This window comes from Roseivirga sp. (assembly GCF_965216855.1).
Taxonomy (GTDB): Bacteria; Bacteroidota; Bacteroidia; order Cytophagales; family Cyclobacteriaceae; genus Roseivirga.
On record NZ_OZ244204.1, the window covers coordinates 790,745 to 808,234 of the forward strand.

Here is a 17,490-nt window from a genome sequence, read left to right on the forward strand (position 1 = left end):
AAATCTGGTTGTTTTTTTATCTAATTTCTGATGAAAAACGTTTGCATGAATTAATTCCGGTTAAAAAAGCCACATGATCAGTGATTTGCTTGAAAAACCCATCCTGAAGACTTCAAATTGATCGAACTTTTTGTTTTAAAGATTGATTACCTTTGCTGCCCGGTTAAGAAAATGAAGAAAGTCGCCTTTTATACCCTCGGTTGTAAACTGAATTTCTCTGAAACTTCAACGATTTCCCGTCAGTTCGAAGACAGAGGATTCAAAAAGGTGGACTTTGCCGAATCTCCCGATGTTTTCATCATTAATACCTGCTCTGTCACAGACAATGCAGATAAAAAATGTAGAAAGATTGTAAGGGAGGCCCAGAAAATCAACCCTGATGGCTTCATAGCAATCATTGGTTGTTATGCGCAGCTAAAACCTAAAGAGATTTCTGAAATTGAAGGAGTTGATGCCGTTTTAGGAGCTGCGGAGAAGTTCAGACTGCTCGATCTACTCCCCACTTTCAGGAAATCTGAAGAAGCTCAGGTATTGGCTTCCGAAATTAAAGAAGCCAGAGCTTTCAATAATGCTTACTCTATTAATGACAGAACAAGAACTTTCCTCAAAGTTCAGGATGGTTGTAATTATCACTGTGCCTTCTGTACCATTCCTTTGGCCAGGGGTAAAAGTCGAAGTGACAGCATAGAGAACATCATCGGCTCAGCCAGAGAGATTGCTGCCACGGATACTAAAGAGGTAGTGCTAACCGGGGTAAACATTGGGGACTTCGGTATTCAGGACGGTAAACGGGAAGAACGTTTTGTTGATCTGGTAAAAGCCATTGATGAAGTTGAAGGCATTGAAAGAATCAGAATCTCATCAATAGAACCTAACCTGTTGACCAATGAGATCATTGAGTTCACTTTGAACTCTAAAAGATTTGTACCACATTTTCACATTCCATTACAGTCAGGAAGCAATAAAATCTTGAGGAAGATGCGCAGAAGATACCTGCGTGAACTTTACGAAGACCGTGTCTCTAAGATTAAAAACATTATTCCTGACTGCTGTATTGGTGTCGATGTCATTGTTGGTTTTCCGGGTGAAACAGAGGAAGACTTTCTCGACACTTATAATTTCCTAAACGAACTGGACATCTCCTATCTCCATGTATTTACCTACTCGGAAAGAGCAAATACCGCAGCCCCAGAAATGGAAGGTACAGTTCCTATGAAAGAAAGAACCAGGCGCTCTAAAATGTTACGTATCCTTTCGGAGAAGAAGAAGAGAAAATTCTATGAAAGCCAGTTGGGTACCACCAGAACTGTTCTTTTCGAAGATGATGTTGAAGATGGCATGATGCATGGCTTTACCGAGAACTATGTAAGAGTTACTGCCAAGTATGATCCATTATTAATCAATGAACTCAAAACGGTGCAACTCACCCAACTCAATGACCGTGGTGTGGTAGAAGTTGAAGAACCTGAACTGGTCTTTGAGAGTCATTAGAATCCGCTACGTTTTTCCCAGGCCCGTTTATCCTCCAGAGCTGTTAATCCTTCATTTCTGTACGTAAAACAGACTATGTCTAGTGCAGGTCACATAATGGATTCAATTAACAGAATGAAAGCGAACAGAGCCTTAACATCGCGAAGGGATGCTTTCAACATTAAAGAGGCAAACACTTTCAAGCCTAAAGCAAAATCCGAATTCAGGAAGTACCGATTCAGGCAAGCCACTCCTCAGTATCTCAACAAATTAAAGTCACAGCTTTCTGTTGAGCGCAGGAATGAGTTAACCAAAAGAATCGTCATTCTGATCTTATCGGTAACACTTGGGATAATAATCTTTATTTAAGCCTCAAAAAGCAGTTTTATATATTTGAAATTGCTTTTTCTTTATATAAGTAATACATTCACAGTGTCTTAGCTACAGCCTATCTTATAAGACACACCCCAACCATATGTATTTAACCCAGCTCATCCGGATATTAACATCCTGGATCAAACGTATTTATACGGTAAAAAGAGTCGTTTATGCCTCTGTTCTACTGACACTACCTGCGCTTTTCGCTTTAAGTGCCTGGCTCGACATTACTTTTGTAGGCAAGAATGTCAGTCTGCAAATACCCGCAGAAATAACTTTCGATCTCGATCTCAGTAATATTGAATCTGATAATATCTATATCAGGAAATCCAAAGAAGACCTTGACGGATTCAGAGTAAGTAAGACACAGAAAGAGTGGAAAACAGTTTATCAGTATCCGGGATATTACAAAGCTCAACTGATAGTAGACAACAAACTTGTGAAGGTGCACGATGTCTTTGTCAAGTCTTATGGCTGGGCAGGCACACTCAGTCATGGTACGCAGGTTGAATATCTGAGTGAAAAAGACCTGAAGTGTGAAGCCATGATTGGCCTTTCCGAAATAAAACTCAATAGTATACTTAAAACTGATACTCCCCCCACCCTAACCTTTCACTACTTTGATCAGATTAACCCGGTATCGGGGTTGGACTTTACCCTGGAAACAAGGCTCAGGCATACCTATAATTCCTATGCTGCCCCCTGCAGGAATATTCAGATCGAAGTGGTCGGCACCAATTCCAGTTTTCAGATTCCATTGTCAATTAATGCCTGCTCTACCAACAGTCCACTCGTGATTGCCGGTCATGAATATTATGCTACTCAGGTAGACCTCAAAAAACTTCAGGCTGATTACAGTCAATGGCAACAGTTTAAAATGGAGGTAAACGGTGGACTTGTTAAGTTCTATCTGAATAATCAGCAACAGCTAACAGTCCCTGTCCTTTCCAGTATCGGTCAGGTAGTAGGCTTCCGGTATCATTTCGAAGGGGCCGGAGAAGTAGATCAGGTAAAGTTAACTGATACCCGGGATGTCATTTATGCTGCTCCATTCTAATAGGCGACAACCATTTCCAATACCTTAAAGAACTCTGTTCTTTGTATATCTTCGAGTGAATTGAGGTAGTCCTTCACTTCTTTAGTAACCGTTTTGTCTTTTGGCAATTCCTGAATTACAACCAGCACATCCTCGCCCATTAAATCCGCATTGGTCAGATAAACTATAACCTGAACCAAAGATTTATGATGTATGGATTCCTTACCCCAATCACCAAAATCCTTTAGGGTTCTCAGGAAATTACGAGCCAGCACATAGCGATAGTAGAATATTCTGATCTGTCTTGGAGTGGAGTTGTTCAGCGAGGCAATTCCAGCGTTGATTTCGGCTGCTTCCAGACTGTTAATCTCGAAAGTCTGTTCTTCAAGCGGGTGTACTCTTGTATCGAAACGAGTTTCAGCTGGCTTATTTCCCTGTCTATTCTCACCTTTATCTCCCGGAGTTTCCTCATCGCTCGGTCCATTGCCCACCCCGGTATTCTCTACAGTCTCCTTTTCCGAAACCAGGTTTTCCACCTGCCCCTTGGTCAAAGCCGCAAAAATCTCCGATTTCTCAGCAGGCATCAGTTCTCCTAATCGGATACCGGCAATAAAGAGCTTATCCATATACTCCTCTGTGAGGTCATTCAGTTTACGTTCCTTTTGTTCCGATTCTCCCTCAATCAGGTCTCGATATTTCAATCGAATGGCTCTACGCAGAATTCTCTCATCAATGGCTGCTACAATAATCAGGTGTTCGAAAATCTGATCATCTTCCAACATTACACGGAGTGCATCTACAATCTCAATGATTCTCTCTTCGTCACACCGGTCAATATCATCTACAAACAGAATTACTTTACGTTCAGGCCTTTTCCTGAACCAAACCTGAAATAGGGTTTTGATCTCACCTTGAATTTCAGCCTGAATCCCCATGAGGTTTCTGTAGCTATGTTTGGTAGTGTATTTCTTTAAAAGCTCCCTGGCCTTAGTAATATTCTGATCATAGAATTTCTGATAGCCTGAAATAGTTGAAGCTGATAAACCGAGAAAACTAAGCATTGCCGCTACCGCAGCCGCTAAGTCCATTTCCTGATTGAACAGAATTAATCCTCCTACACCCACCAAAAGGGAAGTCAAAAACATAATTAACTCCCAGTTATTGCCTCGGGCCCAATTCAATCGAATCAGTCGAAACTTCCTCTTCCACCAGCCATGTACTTCATTATAGAATTCCTGAGCTAATACTTCATACAAATAAGCCCAACTGGCCTCTGTGTCCTGATATTTCCATGCATGAAAATTGGCTCGAATAAACTTATTCGAAACGTAGTTGACATCTGCTTTATCAGGAGGGCAAAGCTTCTCCCATACCAGGTTGAAAAGGAATGTCTTTCCTCTTCCCCATCTGCCGAAAATACCCACCATCATACCAGGCTCTCTATGCAGGTTCCTGATTAAATCGGATACTTCTGTAGCCAACTCAGGAGCACCAATCGCAGGTTCAATACTATTCAGGTCGCGGAAGACAAAATTCTTATGTATTCTCTGTCCCTCGTTTAATGCAGCCGAGGAGATTCCTGCTGCTTCTAACACTTCCTTGAAAGCAGCCTCACTCAGGTCATACAGACTGCCCACCTGTTGTTTGGCAATAGTCATTTCGGAAAAAGCTGACAATTCCTTTAACTCAGCCAGAGGCGGGTGCTTTGGAAGAAATTGCAACAACCGAAAGGATATCTGCTCCTGACCTTCTGCTCCATGCTTTCCCTGAACAATCTCAAACAAAGCCTGTACAGCTTTAGCATCTCTGGTTTCATAACCCACCATCAAATCACCCGGCTTCACCGCTTCAAAACTCTTTGGCTGCTGTCGTCTGTTACCCTTTTCATTATAGAAACTATAGGTCTCAACATCACCCACCCTCATTCTAGACATGCGCCAATAGCCCGGATGAGCATTTAACCACCAGAAATTGAGGTTAGGCCTCCTCAAGGCAATTCTAACCTGAAGATCCCTGGCTGTTAATTCACCCGTATTTCCATACGACTCTTCCTTTTCGGTTTCAACTCCTACATCACTGTCCTGACCGCCCTTTTCTTCTTTACTTCCAAAAGCGCCATAAAACTCTTCATAAATCTCACCAAGTGCCTCGGGCGGCATACCTTTGGCATATTTTCTATTAACCTCTTCAAGTGCTTGTTTATCATTAAGTATGTTTTTTAAGACAGTGCCCTTTTTCTTTAGAGTTACAACCACTGGATCAGAATCTTCTTCAGAGACTTCAGGCTCTTCCTTTCTACTTCGACCTTGAAAAAGGTCATAGGCCATTGAAATAAAATCATGACTTAGTAAGTACTCCATATAATCTTCGTAGGGCTGTTTAAACAGAGCTTCTACCCCATCGCCTTCATCAATCTGGACTAATAAGCGAGCTACTTCAGGAGGTGTAAGCAGATTTGATTTCATGGTATTGATGGTTCATTTATGATTCTAGTCATTCAAATTAATTATAACTCTGAGAAAAGACTACTTTTCCTTATGTTGAGGCAACCTAACAACCTATCAGACTCAATCTCTATTTACTGATAGCTAGTACCAATACACATACCTGTCTCAGAGCCATGATACTCCTCTAAAGGGCTTTGATAACTAGCAGAAGGTGGGGAAATCATTTGATCGCAGTTGCTTCAAATTGTTAAGAGCTTGAAACAGGCTACAGGAAACAGCCTATTCATTAAAAGAAATCTAATCAATACTACCTTGATACAACTGACTCACGGGAAAAAGCATATCGTGGTCTCCCCAAACCAGGTTTCCATTCATTACCTGAAATGACTTAAAAAGAGCTATGTCGAGATACTTTTTTATCTCGGGATGCTGTGAAGATGAAAGGAAAGAAGAAAAGTCAACCTCCACCTCTTTGCCATCGCTAAATGAAATCGAGAGCATGTAATTGTCCAGATACACAGCGTCCATCACTTTGAGTGATTTCACATTATATTCCACATATCTTTCCGAAACCTTCATTTCAATTTTTTAGTGATCTTCTCGCACTCCACTGATTTGTTGTACACAAAATAATCTACCCATTTAGATACAACCTGATTAGCATACTTATTCAAAAATAGCTTAAAATCCTTTAAATCAGAGTCTTTTAGTGGGTCCCTACCTGGAATATTTGAGATCACTATCTCTACCACCTTGCCATTCTCTATTCTAAACTCTGCTTTACTTTCGAATTCTCCCTTTCTTGCATGAACATGAATTGGGTAATGCTCATTGGAATAGAAAAAAAGAACGATTCCGAGATATTCAAAAATCTTAGGCATGCTTTTACCGGTATAAACTAATATAGAAAATCCTTCCTATTCAGTTGAATAGCACAATGCAAAAAGGGCAATTTTTCCTTACTTTAGACTTCTAGTTTCAGTGTACCAACAACCCATCGAACTAAGTCTCTATGTATCTGATATTTGATACCGAAACCACAGGTTTACCTCAGAACTATAATGCTCCGTTAACGGACTTTGACAACTGGCCACGCCTGGTACAAATTGCCTGGCAGTTGCACGATATGAGAGGTAACCTTCTGGTAGATAGAAACCTGATCGTTAAACCTGAAGGATTTACCATTCCCTACAACTCAGTGCAAATTCACGGTATCACGACTGAAAGAGCACTGGAAGAAGGGCTTGATATTAAGGAAGTCCTCGGCATGTTTGAAAAAGACATGCAGGAAGCCGAATTCGGTATTGGTCATAATATCGAGTTTGATTATAACATTGTTGGCTCCGAATTCCTGAGGGCAGGTTTAAGCAACCCTCTTGAAAAACTGGGACCACTCGATACCAAGCTGGTATCTACCGATTTCTGTGCTATTCCGGGTGGCCGTGGCGGTCAGTTCAAATGGCCAACGCTAACGGAATTACACCAAAAACTTTTTGGGAAAGGCTTTGACGATGCACACGATGCTGCCTATGACGTAGACGCTACTGCACGCTGTTTCTTTGGGTTGATCAAAGAAGGGGTTGTTCCCCCTGCACCAGGAATCAAGCTGCACGAAGTCATTTACGAGGCTCCTGAGCTGGACGCTGCTAACTTTGCCAAGCAAGACACTTCGGGCCCTCAGATAGACCATACCAAAGTCGACAAGGAAGGACTGAATGAACTGGAGGAAGTACCTTTCTCCCACTTACACGTTCACTCTCAATTCTCCATCCTTCAGGCCGTAACAGACATTCACAGCCTGGTTAATGCTGTGAAGGAGATGGGTATGCCTTCAGTAGCCCTGACTGATCATGGTAATATGATGGGCGCCTTTCAATTCGTTAGCGCAGCCCTGGCAGCAGAGATCAAACCCATTGTAGGTTGTGAATTCAATATCTGTGCAGATCGCACCAATAAAAGTGTGCAAGACAATGGTTTTCAAACCGTCATACTAGCCAAAAATAGAAAGGGCTACCACAATCTGGTAAAACTCTCTTCCATCGCCTTTACCGAGGGTTTCTATTACGTACCCAGAATTGATAAAAATGACTTACTTCAATACAAGGACGACCTGATTGTTCTTACAGGTGGTCTGTGGGGAGAAGTACCTTATAAGATTCTGAACGTAGGTGAAACTCAGGCAGAGGAAGCTTTTGTCTGGTGGAAAGAAAACTTTGGTGAAGATTTCTATGCTGAAATTAACCGTCATGGAATTCCGGAAGAAGACCACGTGAACGACATACTCCTTCAGCTTTGTAAAAAGCATGATGTTAAATATGTAGCCGCCAATAATACCTACTACACGACTAAAGATCAGTCAACCGCTCATGACGTTCTGCTGTGTGTCAAGGATGCTGAATCAGTCAATAAACCAAAGAAGTATATAGGCAAAAGAGGCAGGGAATTCAGATATGGCTTCCCTAATGATGAATTCTACATCAAACCTCAGGATGAGATGAAGAAGCTCTTCTCCGACATCCCTGATGCCATTAGCAATACCAATGAAATTGTAGAGAAAGTCGAGTCCTACGAACTGGCCAGAGACGTTCTCCTCCCCAAATTTGAAATACCAGAGCAGTTTCAGCACGAAGAAGATGCACAAGACGGTGGAAAAAGGGGAGAAAATGCATACCTCAGACATCTCACTTATCAGGGAGCTGAAGCCCGATATGGTGAAATCACCGATGATATTCGCGAACGGCTAGACTTTGAGTTAGCCACCATTGAAAGAACGGGATACCCCGGTTACTTTCTAATTGTTCAGGACTTTACCAATAAGGCCAAGGAGCTGGATGTTTCTGTAGGTCCGGGACGGGGATCGGCAGCAGGATCTGCAGTGGCCTACTGTATAGGCATTACCAATGTAGATCCTATTAAGTACGATCTCCTTTTTGAGCGTTTCCTGAATCCGGACCGTGTATCACTTCCCGATATTGATATTGACTTTGATGATGAAGGTCGCCAACGGGTTATTGACTATGTAATCGACAAGTATGGCAAGAACCAGGTAGCTCAGATCATTACCTATGGTACCATGGCTGCTAAGTCTTCCATCAGAGACACCGCCAGGGTATTGGAGCTGCCCCTTCCTGATGCCGACAGGGTAGCCAAACTGGTGCCTGACACCAAGCTCCAGAAACTATTCAAGTGGACTGAGAAAGACCTTAGAGACAACCTCAGGTCAGAACAGGTACCACTGGCTCAGGAACTTAGAAAAATAGCCGAAGGCCAGAACCTTGAAGCCAAAACGGTAAATCAGGCCCGGGTAATTGAAGGTTCGGTTCGAAATACGGGAATACATGCCTGTGGGGTAATTATTACGCCTGACGATATCACCAAATTTGCCCCGGTAGCTACGGCCAAAGACTCGGACATGTGGTGTACGCAGTTCGATAACTCGGTGGTAGAAAGTGCAGGTCTACTGAAAATGGACTTTCTCGGACTTAAGACCCTCACCCTGATCAAGGATGCGGTTCGAAATGTGAAGGAAAGACACAATGTAGACCTGGTACCAGACGATTTCCCTCTGGACGATGAGAAAACCTATGAGCTTTTCCAGCGCGGTGAAACGGTAGGGATTTTCCAATACGAATCTGCCGGTATGCAGAAGTACATGAAGGAGCTCAAACCCACAGAGTTTGCCGACCTGATTGCTATGAACGCCCTCTACAGACCCGGCCCGCTGGAATATATCCCTTCATTTATCCGCAGAAAACATGGTGATGAACCCATCACCTATGACTTACCTGACATGGAGGAATACCTGGCCGAAACCTATGGTATTACGGTCTACCAGGAGCAGGTAATGCTTTTATCTCAAAAGCTGGCAGGCTTTACCAAAGGTGAGGCCGATGTGCTTCGTAAAGCCATGGGTAAGAAACAAAGGGCGGTACTCGATAAGATGAAGCCCAAGTTTGTCGAACAGGCCAAAGAGAAAGGCCATGCAGAAGATAAACTGGAAAAAATCTGGCGCGACTGGGAAGCCTTTGCCTCTTATGCCTTTAACAAGTCTCACTCCACCTGTTATGCCTATGTAGCCTTTCAAACGGCCTACCTGAAAGCGCATTATCCTGCCGAGTATATGGCCTCCGTACTCAGCAACAACATGAACGATATTAAGCAGGTGACCTTCTTTATGGAGGAATGTAAGCGCATGGGCGTACCTGTACTTGGGCCGGATGTCAACGAATCGAACTATAAGTTCACAGTGAACCAAAAAGGAGAAATCCGCTTTGGTATGGGTGCCATCAAAGGTGTGGGAGAATCGGCCATTGAATCCATTGTGGAAGAGCGTAAGGAAAACGGGCCTTACCAAAACATCTTCGACTTTGCAGAAAGGGTAAACCTTCGGGCCGTGAACAAAAAGAACTTCGAAGCTCTGGCTCAGGCCGGAGGTTTCGATTGCTTTGAGGCCTATCACAGACGCCAGTATCTGGTAGCTGAAGAGGGAGAGCAAACCCTGATTGAAAAGGTCGTACGTTATGCCAATGCCATGCAGGCAGAGAAAAATGCCGCCCAGGTATCGCTCTTTGGAGGTGAAAGTAATGTGGCTACCCCGCTGCCTAAAGTACCCGATATTGAGCCATTCAGCCAGATGGAAAAGCTCAAGCTGGAAAAAGAGGTCATTGGATTCTATGTTTCCGGGCACCCACTGGATCAGTTTGAGATTGAGCTGGATTCTTTCTGTAAACCTATTTCTGATGTCAATAAGTACCCTAACCAGGACATTGCCATTGGAGGAATTGTGAACTCGGTAAGAAACGGTCAGACCAAAAGAGGGAAGCCTTTCGGCATTGTTCATATTGAAGACTATAATGGCGCCACAGAGTTATTTCTGATGGGTGAAAAATTCATTAACAATGCCGCTTATCTAAGACCAGGAGAGTTTCTTTTCATCCGCGGGAGAGTTGAACTCAACTGGAGAAAGAAGAAGGAAATACAGGAAAACCCTGCCATTAACCCTACTCCTGAAGACTGGGAGCTGCAGGTAGCCAGCATTTCACTACTCAGTGAACTGCGTGAAAAAATGGGTAAGGGCATTCATGTAAAAATCAATGCCAGAATGGTAGATCAGGCTTTAATTGAAACCATAATGGAATTGACCGAAACACATGAGGGCGATACCATGTTAAGAGTAGAGCTATTCGACAGAGATGAAAATATCAATGTCGAGCTGATTTCGAGGAAAGTTAAAATTGATGCTAACAGGGATTTAATTAAATCTCTGAAGACTCATACTGACGGTGCGCATTTGATAACCGCTTGACGTATAACTGACTTCAGCAATTTTCATTCGGAACTTTTTAATTACTTTTGATGTCTGTTCCGTGTAGCAACTGATAAAAACAAACAGAATATAAATGGGAAAAGCAGTAGAACTAAATGAGTCAAACTTCGAGGAAGTTGTATTGAATTCAGACAAGCCAGTGTTGGTAGATTTTTGGGCAGAGTGGTGTGGACCTTGTCGTATGGTTGGACCAGTAGTAGAAGAAATTGCAGGTGAATATGCTGATAAAGCAGTAGTTGGTAAGATAGATGTAGATGCCAACCAAAACCTGTCTATTAAATATGGTATCCGATCAATTCCTGCTTTGTTGTTCTTCAAAAATGGTGAAGTGGTTGATCAGCAAATCGGTGCTGTTCCGAAAGCTGTGTTGACTAACAAACTTGAAAATCATATTGGTACAGAAGCCTAATAGGCTTTTAATCATAAAATCATTTATAAACTAACCCTGATTCCTCTAAGGAGTCAGGGTTTTCTTTTGTCCATCGGCCACTTATCGTACCCTTCCAAGGGCGTCTATCAGAAATCCGTTATTATTGAGGAAGTTTAAAAAAGAGAACCTCCTATTTAATGAAAAGAATTTTCACCCTTTTTCTGATTACACTCTGCACAATGGCTTTTCAGGCCAATGCCCAAAACAAAGAATTACGATTTAAACTCAATGATGATGGCAGCCAGTATGTCAAAGCCACCTTCCTCAATCAAACATGGGTTCGATGGAATCAAAACAACCCGGGTTCTTTTGTAGATGGCGCTGCTGAAGACAATACTTTCGACATAGGACTCAGAAGAACGAGAATTCAAATCTTCGGTAAAATATCAGATCGCATCTTCTTCTATACCCAGTTTGGCCAGAACAACCTGAGCTATATCGGCCCGAGAAAGCAAGGGCTATTCTTCCATGATGCTATTGGTGAAATCGAGCTGGCAAAAGAAAAACTATCTGTTGGAGCAGGACTAACCGGCTGGGTTGGTTTTCTAAGATACTCCTCTCCTTCAATTGGCAGCATTCTAACCATGGACGCCCCATTATACCAACAATCCACCAACGATATCAGCGACCAGTTTGTCAGGAAATATAGCGTTTATGCTAAAGGTAAATTGGGAAAAGTAGACTATCGATTTGGACTGTCTAAGCCTCTGAGTATTTCACAGTCTCCTGTTCAGGGAACCACAGTTACTGCCAACTCTTTGTTCGCTCCAGGCACCTCCAACCTTCAGTCACAAGGTTATTTCAAGTATGAATTTCTGGATTCGGAATCAAACCTGACCCCTTACCATACAGGGACCTATCTGGGCAAAAAGAATGTGTTCAACATTGGTGCTGGTTTTCTCTTTCAAAAAGATGCTATGTGGCATTCAGAAGACAATGGAAACACCATCATTCGTGAGAATCTGGCACTATTCGGAATAGACATTTTCTATGATAAAGTACTGGACCCGTCACTCCATACAGCCATAACGGCCTATGCCGCGATCAGTTCAAATGACTATGGTAAAAACTATGTCAGAAACCTGGGGGTAATGAACCCTGTGAACGGACTTGGAGCGGGAGCTTCATTCAATGGAGCAGGAAATGCATTCCCGATCAATGGTACCGGAACATTGAGCTATGTGCAGTTCGGTTACCTCATGAAGCAAGATCTGTTGGGTAGTATGGGAACACTCCAACCTTATGTGGCCACCCAAACTGCTACCCTTGATTTACTGGATGATACCATGGTAATGTATGAAGTAGGAATGAACTGGCTAATCAGTGGTCACGCCACCAAAGTCTCTTTAAACTACCAAAGCCGACCTGTTTTCAATCAGAATCAAGCCAATGAACTGGTAAGCACGGATAGAAAGGGAATGACGGTGATTCAGTTGCAGGTTTCTATCTAAGGATAGTAGTTAGTCATCAGAAAACAGAAAACAGTCAATACCGTTTTCTGTTTTCTGATTAACCTATTTCACTCTATCGGGCCATTCTTCCCAGGAAAATAGCATTCAGGAACAACTTATTGGTTCCATACCACATGCCTCGGAAATTAGGGTTATCGGCAAACATTATCACATTGCCTCGGCCTATTCCACTCACTATTAATGAAGCAGTACCTCCTAAGGCTTCAAGATTCTCCTGGTTAACATAACCTCCCAGCAATGGACTTTCAGTATACTTCACCACCGTGCTGAATGGATCGGAACTTGGCGCAAGGAAAATAGAGTGGTTTCTGTAAACCGGTAACTCCCTACTCGTATAGCCAAAAGCAAGAGGGTGAGTAATATCTACATCGGCCATATACATGGACCCTCCTATCGCATTTGAACCTCTGAAGTCACCAGCAGTCACATAATCCATTCTTTCCGGTGTATCGCGTTCAGGCCTTTCACCGAATTTCTCATTCACAAACTTGGAAGAGACAGCCCAACTGGTTGCACTTCTGATGGTTATAACGGTTCCACCTTCTCTCACCCATTGCTTCATACGGTCAAGTGTATTTTCACCCAGAGATGAATAATTGCCCGAAACTAAGACCAGCGTATTGTACTTACTCCAGTCAATTCTGTTCGCATTATCTGTCCAGACCTTGGTAACAGGCATTCCAACTTTGGAGTCCAGCAAATGCCAGACTTCACCAGCCTCATAGCTACTGGTTCCGGGGCCAATAAGCATAAGGACCCTTGGCTTCTCTATCGTCTGAAAATTACCACTACCTAAATCTATTCCGGAAGTACTGAAGCCAGTTTCCACTGAATAGGCTTTAATGCCCGCCAATTCTGTAGCCTCTTCTACATAGGCCTTAACCAGATCAGCATTCACCTCCTGCCTGCCAACAGGAATCATTAAGGTACCATAACCAAAATCTTTAACCCCTTCTGTTGTTTCAATACCAAACTTCTTGAAGGCAGAGTTCACATAAAGGCCTTTTTCTAACAGGTAATACAATGCCTTTGGAGCATAATATTCATCCCATTCAATCAGGTAAGCATAATTCGATTTTAATACACTTTCATAAGTACCCAGTAAATCTCCTCGTTGAAGTTCAGGGCCCGTCAAATCATTTTTCCCGGTGTATCTGCTATAAGGCATGTTATAACTCAATGCAGCCGTCCAGGAAGAAGCGTCATAAAAAATACTATCGTAGAAAGTGGTCACCTTTTCAAACATGGTTCTCACCATACGATACTGCTTCTGAGTATTCGGCACATAAAAGGCTTTTCCTCTTTTGAAAGTCTTGCCTCCCAGGCTAATGTCTTCATTGAGTGCCACTGTTTTGATCTGATGCCTCAACAAGAGATCAATGAAAGCCTGATTTCTGCCATCATCAGAAGGGTCTCCAAATACCCAGCCTCCTCCGGCCTGCTGACCTTCTTTATAGGCTGACTCGAAGTAATTTTCCATATGAGCCAATAGGGTATTTTTCTCTGCCACTGAGGCCCTGACTGTGGCCATGCTGGAAGTCAAATGGTTCTTAATGGTAAAGGCAAACGCTACCTTACCCATTCTGGAATCCTGCAGGTGCCCTCTGGAAGAAGCCTGTTCAAAAACAAGTCCCAGCGCACCATGAATATCAGGGTAGGTTGAACCGTATCCCGGATAGCTATTATCGTAGCTCTCTTTAGTAAAGTATAATGAGCCAATCTCATCCAGCGCCTCATGGAAATAGCCGGCAAACAGGTTATTCAGTCCATCATAATTATCTCTTGGCACCACAGGGTTCTCCGATCCATACGGTTTAGTAGGCTCAAAGAAGTAGGTTGAGTTAGTACCCATTTCGTGAAAATCGGTCACCACATTCGGATACCACTTGTGATAGAAATCAATACGTGCCTGACTTTCAACATGAGCCAATGGCAACCAGTCACGGTTAAGATCATACCAATAATGATTGGTTCTGCCGCCCGGCCAGGCCTCATTGTGCTCAGCATCGCTTGGGTCTGAAACTAAAGGATCAGCCTTATAAGCATTGGCCCAAGTGGTATGTCTGTCGCGGCCATCAGGATTGAAAGCCGGGTCAATCATTAACACCGCCTCGTCCAATGCATTGGTCACTTCATTATGCAGTCCTGCTACATAATAGTAAGCCGTAAGCATAGCGGCTTCGGAACTGGAAGGCTCATTACCATGTACATTATAGCCCAGCAGGACGATCGACTTATGATCTGCATAGTCTTCAATATGTTTTGAAGGATCAACGAGTTCCAGGTGATCATTTCGAATCACATCCAGGTTATTCAGGTTAGATGGCGAAGTAACAGTCAACACAACCAGTTGCCTGTGTTCATAAGTCTCCCCAATGGTATCCAGCTTAGCTCGGTCAGACACCCTGGCCAGCTCACGCATATAACCCACTATGGCATCATGTCGGGTATGCATAGTGCCAATGGGGTAACCCAGGTATTTTTCAGGAGAGGGTATGGAAGGATCAAATCGGGAGCCTTCGGGAAAGAAGTAATCAGTTTGTGCGGTAGCTGTCAGTGTTAGCATTAATCCGCAGCATATCGTTAACAGGTTTCTGAATTTCATGCTTTTAAGTTACCAGTTCAATGGCAAACCATGCCAAGCTCAATAGATTTTTTACACCAGTGAAAGTCAGTGAGGCATCAGTATGAGAGAAACAAAGGCCAATCAGCTCCCATCTGTGCAAAACCCGTTGCACCGTCATGAATAATGTGGTAGATTTTGAATGAAATCAAACTAAAACTATGCGCGGACTACAGAATACACTCAAAGGCCTTTTACTCGGGCTGATTCTTGTCTTTACCGCTTGTTCCTCAGGCGAGAAAGCAGATTCTATCTTCTTCAATGGTTCCATTTATACAGTGGATGAAAATACCCCTCAGGTTGAAGCTGTTGCTGTGAAAGACGGAAGAATCATGGCAGTAGGTAATCAGACCGATATCATGAAGTTTCAAGGCAATGACACTGAAATGATCGATCTGAATGGCCAGACCATGACCCCAGGCTTTATCGAATCACATGCTCATATGATGGGTGTAGGATATAACAAGCTGGAACTCGACCTGATGTATGTCAAGACTTATGACGAATTGGTTGAAAAGGTGGCAGAAGCCGTTGAAAATGCTGCTCCGGGGGAATGGATTACCGGAAGAGGCTGGCATCAGGACAAGTGGATTGAAAAACCTGACAATATGGTTAAGGGCTTTCAAACACATGATCAGCTGTCGGCAGTAAGCCCCGACAATCCGGTTTGGTTGAGACATGCCAGTGGGCATGCAGCCTTTGCCAATGCCAAAGCTATGGAACTGGCCGGAGTGAACAACCTCAGTATAGAAAGTCTTCAGGGTGAAGTTGAAGGAGGAGAAATCATTAAAGATGAACTCGGTAACCCTACAGGAGTATTCACAGAAAGAGCTTCTTCCATTGTAGGCCGTCTTGTGCCTCAGGAAACGGAAGAAAGAGCTGAACAGGCTTTACAAATGGCCATAGATGAATGTCTGAGATTAGGCATTACCAGTTTTCATGATGCCGGCTCCGGGCAGGACTATATCGACAGGCTCCTTAGATTTAAAGAGCAGGGCAAGTTGAAGATCAGAACTTATACCATGCTTACAGGCCGTCAGCCTTCACTGTTAGAAGAGTGGTACGAAAAAGGTCCGATGATCGACCCTGATCACTTCGTAACGGTACGCTCGATTAAACTTAACTGCGATGGTGCCTTAGGTCCGCGAGGAGCCTGGTTGCTGGAGGAATATACAGACAGACCAGGTCACTTCGGTCACGAAACACTTCCAATGGAAACTGTAACAGAAGTTTCAGAGAAAGCCCTGGCTTCCGGTTTTCAGGTATGTTCTCATGCCATTGGCGACCGTGCCAACCGCGAAATTCTTGATCGTTATGAAGCCGCTTTCGATAAGTATCCTGATGTAGACAGAAAAGCACAGCGCTTTAGAATTGAGCACGCTCAACACCTGAGCGAAGAAGACATTGCCCGCTTTGGGGAGATGAACATAGTGGCAGCCATGCAGGCCATCCACATGAGTTCTGACCGTCCCTGGGCCATTGACCGCCTGGGAGAAGAGAGAATTGTAGAAGGGGCCTATGTATGGCAGAAGCTAATGGACAGTGGTGCTGTAGTATGTAATGGTACTGATGCTCCTGTAGAACCATTAGACCCTCTCCCATCATTCTATGCTTCTGTGTCGAGAAAGACATTAGAGGGTTTCCCTGAAGGTGGCTTTGAAGCTGACCAGGCCATGACAAGAGCGCAGGCTTTGAAATCTTATACCCTCGATGGTGCCTATGCCGAGTTCGAAGAAGACTTCAAAGGTTCTATTGAAGTAGGTAAGGCCGCTGATTTTACCGTCTTCGATAAGAACATTATGACTGTTCCTGAGCAGGAAATCCTTCAAGCCAAAGCCACTATGACTATTGTGAATGGCGAAGTGGTGTATAAAATGGATTGATTATTAGTTCACCAGAAAAGTTCATATCAACTAAAAAAGCCACTCGCTGAGTGGCTTTTTTAATGTAACCCATAAGAACCTAGAGGTCTTTTCGAACCTCTATTAAAGACAAGATTTGGGCTATCCTTTAGACTCGCAACAGTCCACTGTTATCCTGCACTAAGTACGAGGTCCCGATTGCTCGGGATGAGGCCTTGTTTTGAGAGGGATTCACCCGGTATTTGAGTTAGAATTGTAAAGTTCGAAAACTGGTCTAAGCTCAAATGGGTATTTCTTTATACCCTAGTATGATACAAACATAGAAAGCCTTTAGTTTCGATAAAAATGAAAAAGACCATATTTCTCCCCTAACGATATTCACAAAGCTTGTCTTGCCTTTTCCGATGGCTTTTTCTTAGCTTGCAAGTTTACTGAAGACAATACAC

At 43.3% G+C, this 17,490-nt stretch carries 11 protein-coding genes; 7 read left to right on the forward strand and 4 right to left on the reverse strand.

Going from position 1 to position 17,490, the window contains the following annotated elements; translation table 11 throughout:
* The first annotated feature begins 171 nt into the window (after nucleotides 1-171).
* The 3 genes from mtaB (at nucleotide 172) to ACOOEY_RS03475 (ending at nucleotide 2,905) form a co-directional block, all read left to right on the forward strand.
* Complete coding sequence (gene mtaB, locus ACOOEY_RS03465) at nucleotides 172-1,491, forward strand: tRNA (N(6)-L-threonylcarbamoyladenosine(37)-C(2))-methylthiotransferase MtaB (protein WP_420387282.1); 1,320 nt, start codon at nucleotides 172-174, stop codon at nucleotides 1,489-1,491.
* Between the two features lie 114 nt (nucleotides 1,492-1,605).
* On the forward strand, nucleotides 1,606-1,839 hold the full coding sequence (locus ACOOEY_RS03470; protein WP_420387283.1) for a hypothetical protein: 234 nt from the start codon (nucleotides 1,606-1,608) through the stop codon (nucleotides 1,837-1,839).
* A gap of 106 nt (nucleotides 1,840-1,945) precedes the next feature.
* Nucleotides 1,946-2,905, forward strand: coding sequence for a hypothetical protein (locus ACOOEY_RS03475; protein ID WP_420387284.1), 960 nt, complete (start codon nucleotides 1,946-1,948; stop codon nucleotides 2,903-2,905).
* Here the strand turns inward: ACOOEY_RS03475 and ACOOEY_RS03480 are convergent.
* From ACOOEY_RS03480 to ACOOEY_RS03490, 3 genes are all read right to left on the reverse strand, one after another.
* Nucleotides 2,902-5,349 (reverse strand): P-loop NTPase fold protein, encoded by a 2,448-nt coding sequence (locus tag ACOOEY_RS03480; RefSeq protein WP_420387285.1) that lies wholly within the window; start codon nucleotides 5,347-5,349, stop codon nucleotides 2,902-2,904. The two genes, ACOOEY_RS03475 and ACOOEY_RS03480, sit on opposite strands and share 4 nt — an antisense overlap.
* A gap of 279 nt (nucleotides 5,350-5,628) precedes the next feature.
* Nucleotides 5,629-5,910 (reverse strand): DUF2442 domain-containing protein, encoded by a 282-nt coding sequence (locus ACOOEY_RS03485; RefSeq protein WP_420387286.1) that lies wholly within the window; start codon nucleotides 5,908-5,910, stop codon nucleotides 5,629-5,631.
* Nucleotides 5,907-6,212 carry a DUF4160 domain-containing protein gene (locus ACOOEY_RS03490; protein WP_420387287.1) on the reverse strand — a complete coding sequence of 102 codons (306 nt, stop codon included), beginning with the start codon at nucleotides 6,210-6,212 and terminating at the stop codon, nucleotides 5,907-5,909. Before ACOOEY_RS03490 ends, ACOOEY_RS03485 begins: the two co-directional genes overlap by 4 nt.
* 131 nt (nucleotides 6,213-6,343) lie before the next feature.
* On the opposite strand from ACOOEY_RS03490, the gene dnaE reads away from it, so the two are divergent.
* From dnaE to ACOOEY_RS03505, 3 genes are all read left to right on the forward strand, one after another.
* The gene (gene dnaE, locus ACOOEY_RS03495) at nucleotides 6,344-10,636 is read left to right on the forward strand and encodes a DNA polymerase III subunit alpha (protein WP_420387288.1); all 4,293 of its coding nucleotides are present in this window, start codon (nucleotides 6,344-6,346) and stop codon (nucleotides 10,634-10,636) included.
* Nucleotides 10,637-10,730: 94 nt separating this feature from the next.
* On the forward strand, nucleotides 10,731-11,066 hold the full coding sequence (gene trxA, locus ACOOEY_RS03500) for a thioredoxin (RefSeq protein WP_420387289.1): 336 nt from the start codon (nucleotides 10,731-10,733) through the stop codon (nucleotides 11,064-11,066).
* A 158-nt stretch (nucleotides 11,067-11,224) separates the two neighbouring features.
* Nucleotides 11,225-12,538 carry a hypothetical protein gene (locus tag ACOOEY_RS03505; RefSeq protein WP_420387290.1) on the forward strand — a complete coding sequence of 438 codons (1,314 nt, stop codon included), beginning with the start codon at nucleotides 11,225-11,227 and terminating at the stop codon, nucleotides 12,536-12,538.
* Between the two features lie 73 nt (nucleotides 12,539-12,611).
* Here the strand turns inward: ACOOEY_RS03505 and ACOOEY_RS03510 are convergent, their stop codons facing one another.
* Nucleotides 12,612-15,164 carry a M14 family zinc carboxypeptidase gene (locus ACOOEY_RS03510; RefSeq protein ID WP_420387291.1) on the reverse strand — a complete coding sequence of 851 codons (2,553 nt, stop codon included), beginning with the start codon at nucleotides 15,162-15,164 and terminating at the stop codon, nucleotides 12,612-12,614.
* A 179-nt stretch (nucleotides 15,165-15,343) separates the two neighbouring features.
* Here ACOOEY_RS03510 and ACOOEY_RS03515 point away from each other — a divergent pair, with 179 nt between their 5' ends.
* Entirely contained in the window at nucleotides 15,344-17,065 is a 1,722-nt protein-coding gene (locus tag ACOOEY_RS03515; RefSeq protein ID WP_420387292.1) for an amidohydrolase, read from the forward strand.
* Nucleotides 17,066-17,490: the final 425 nt, after the last annotated feature.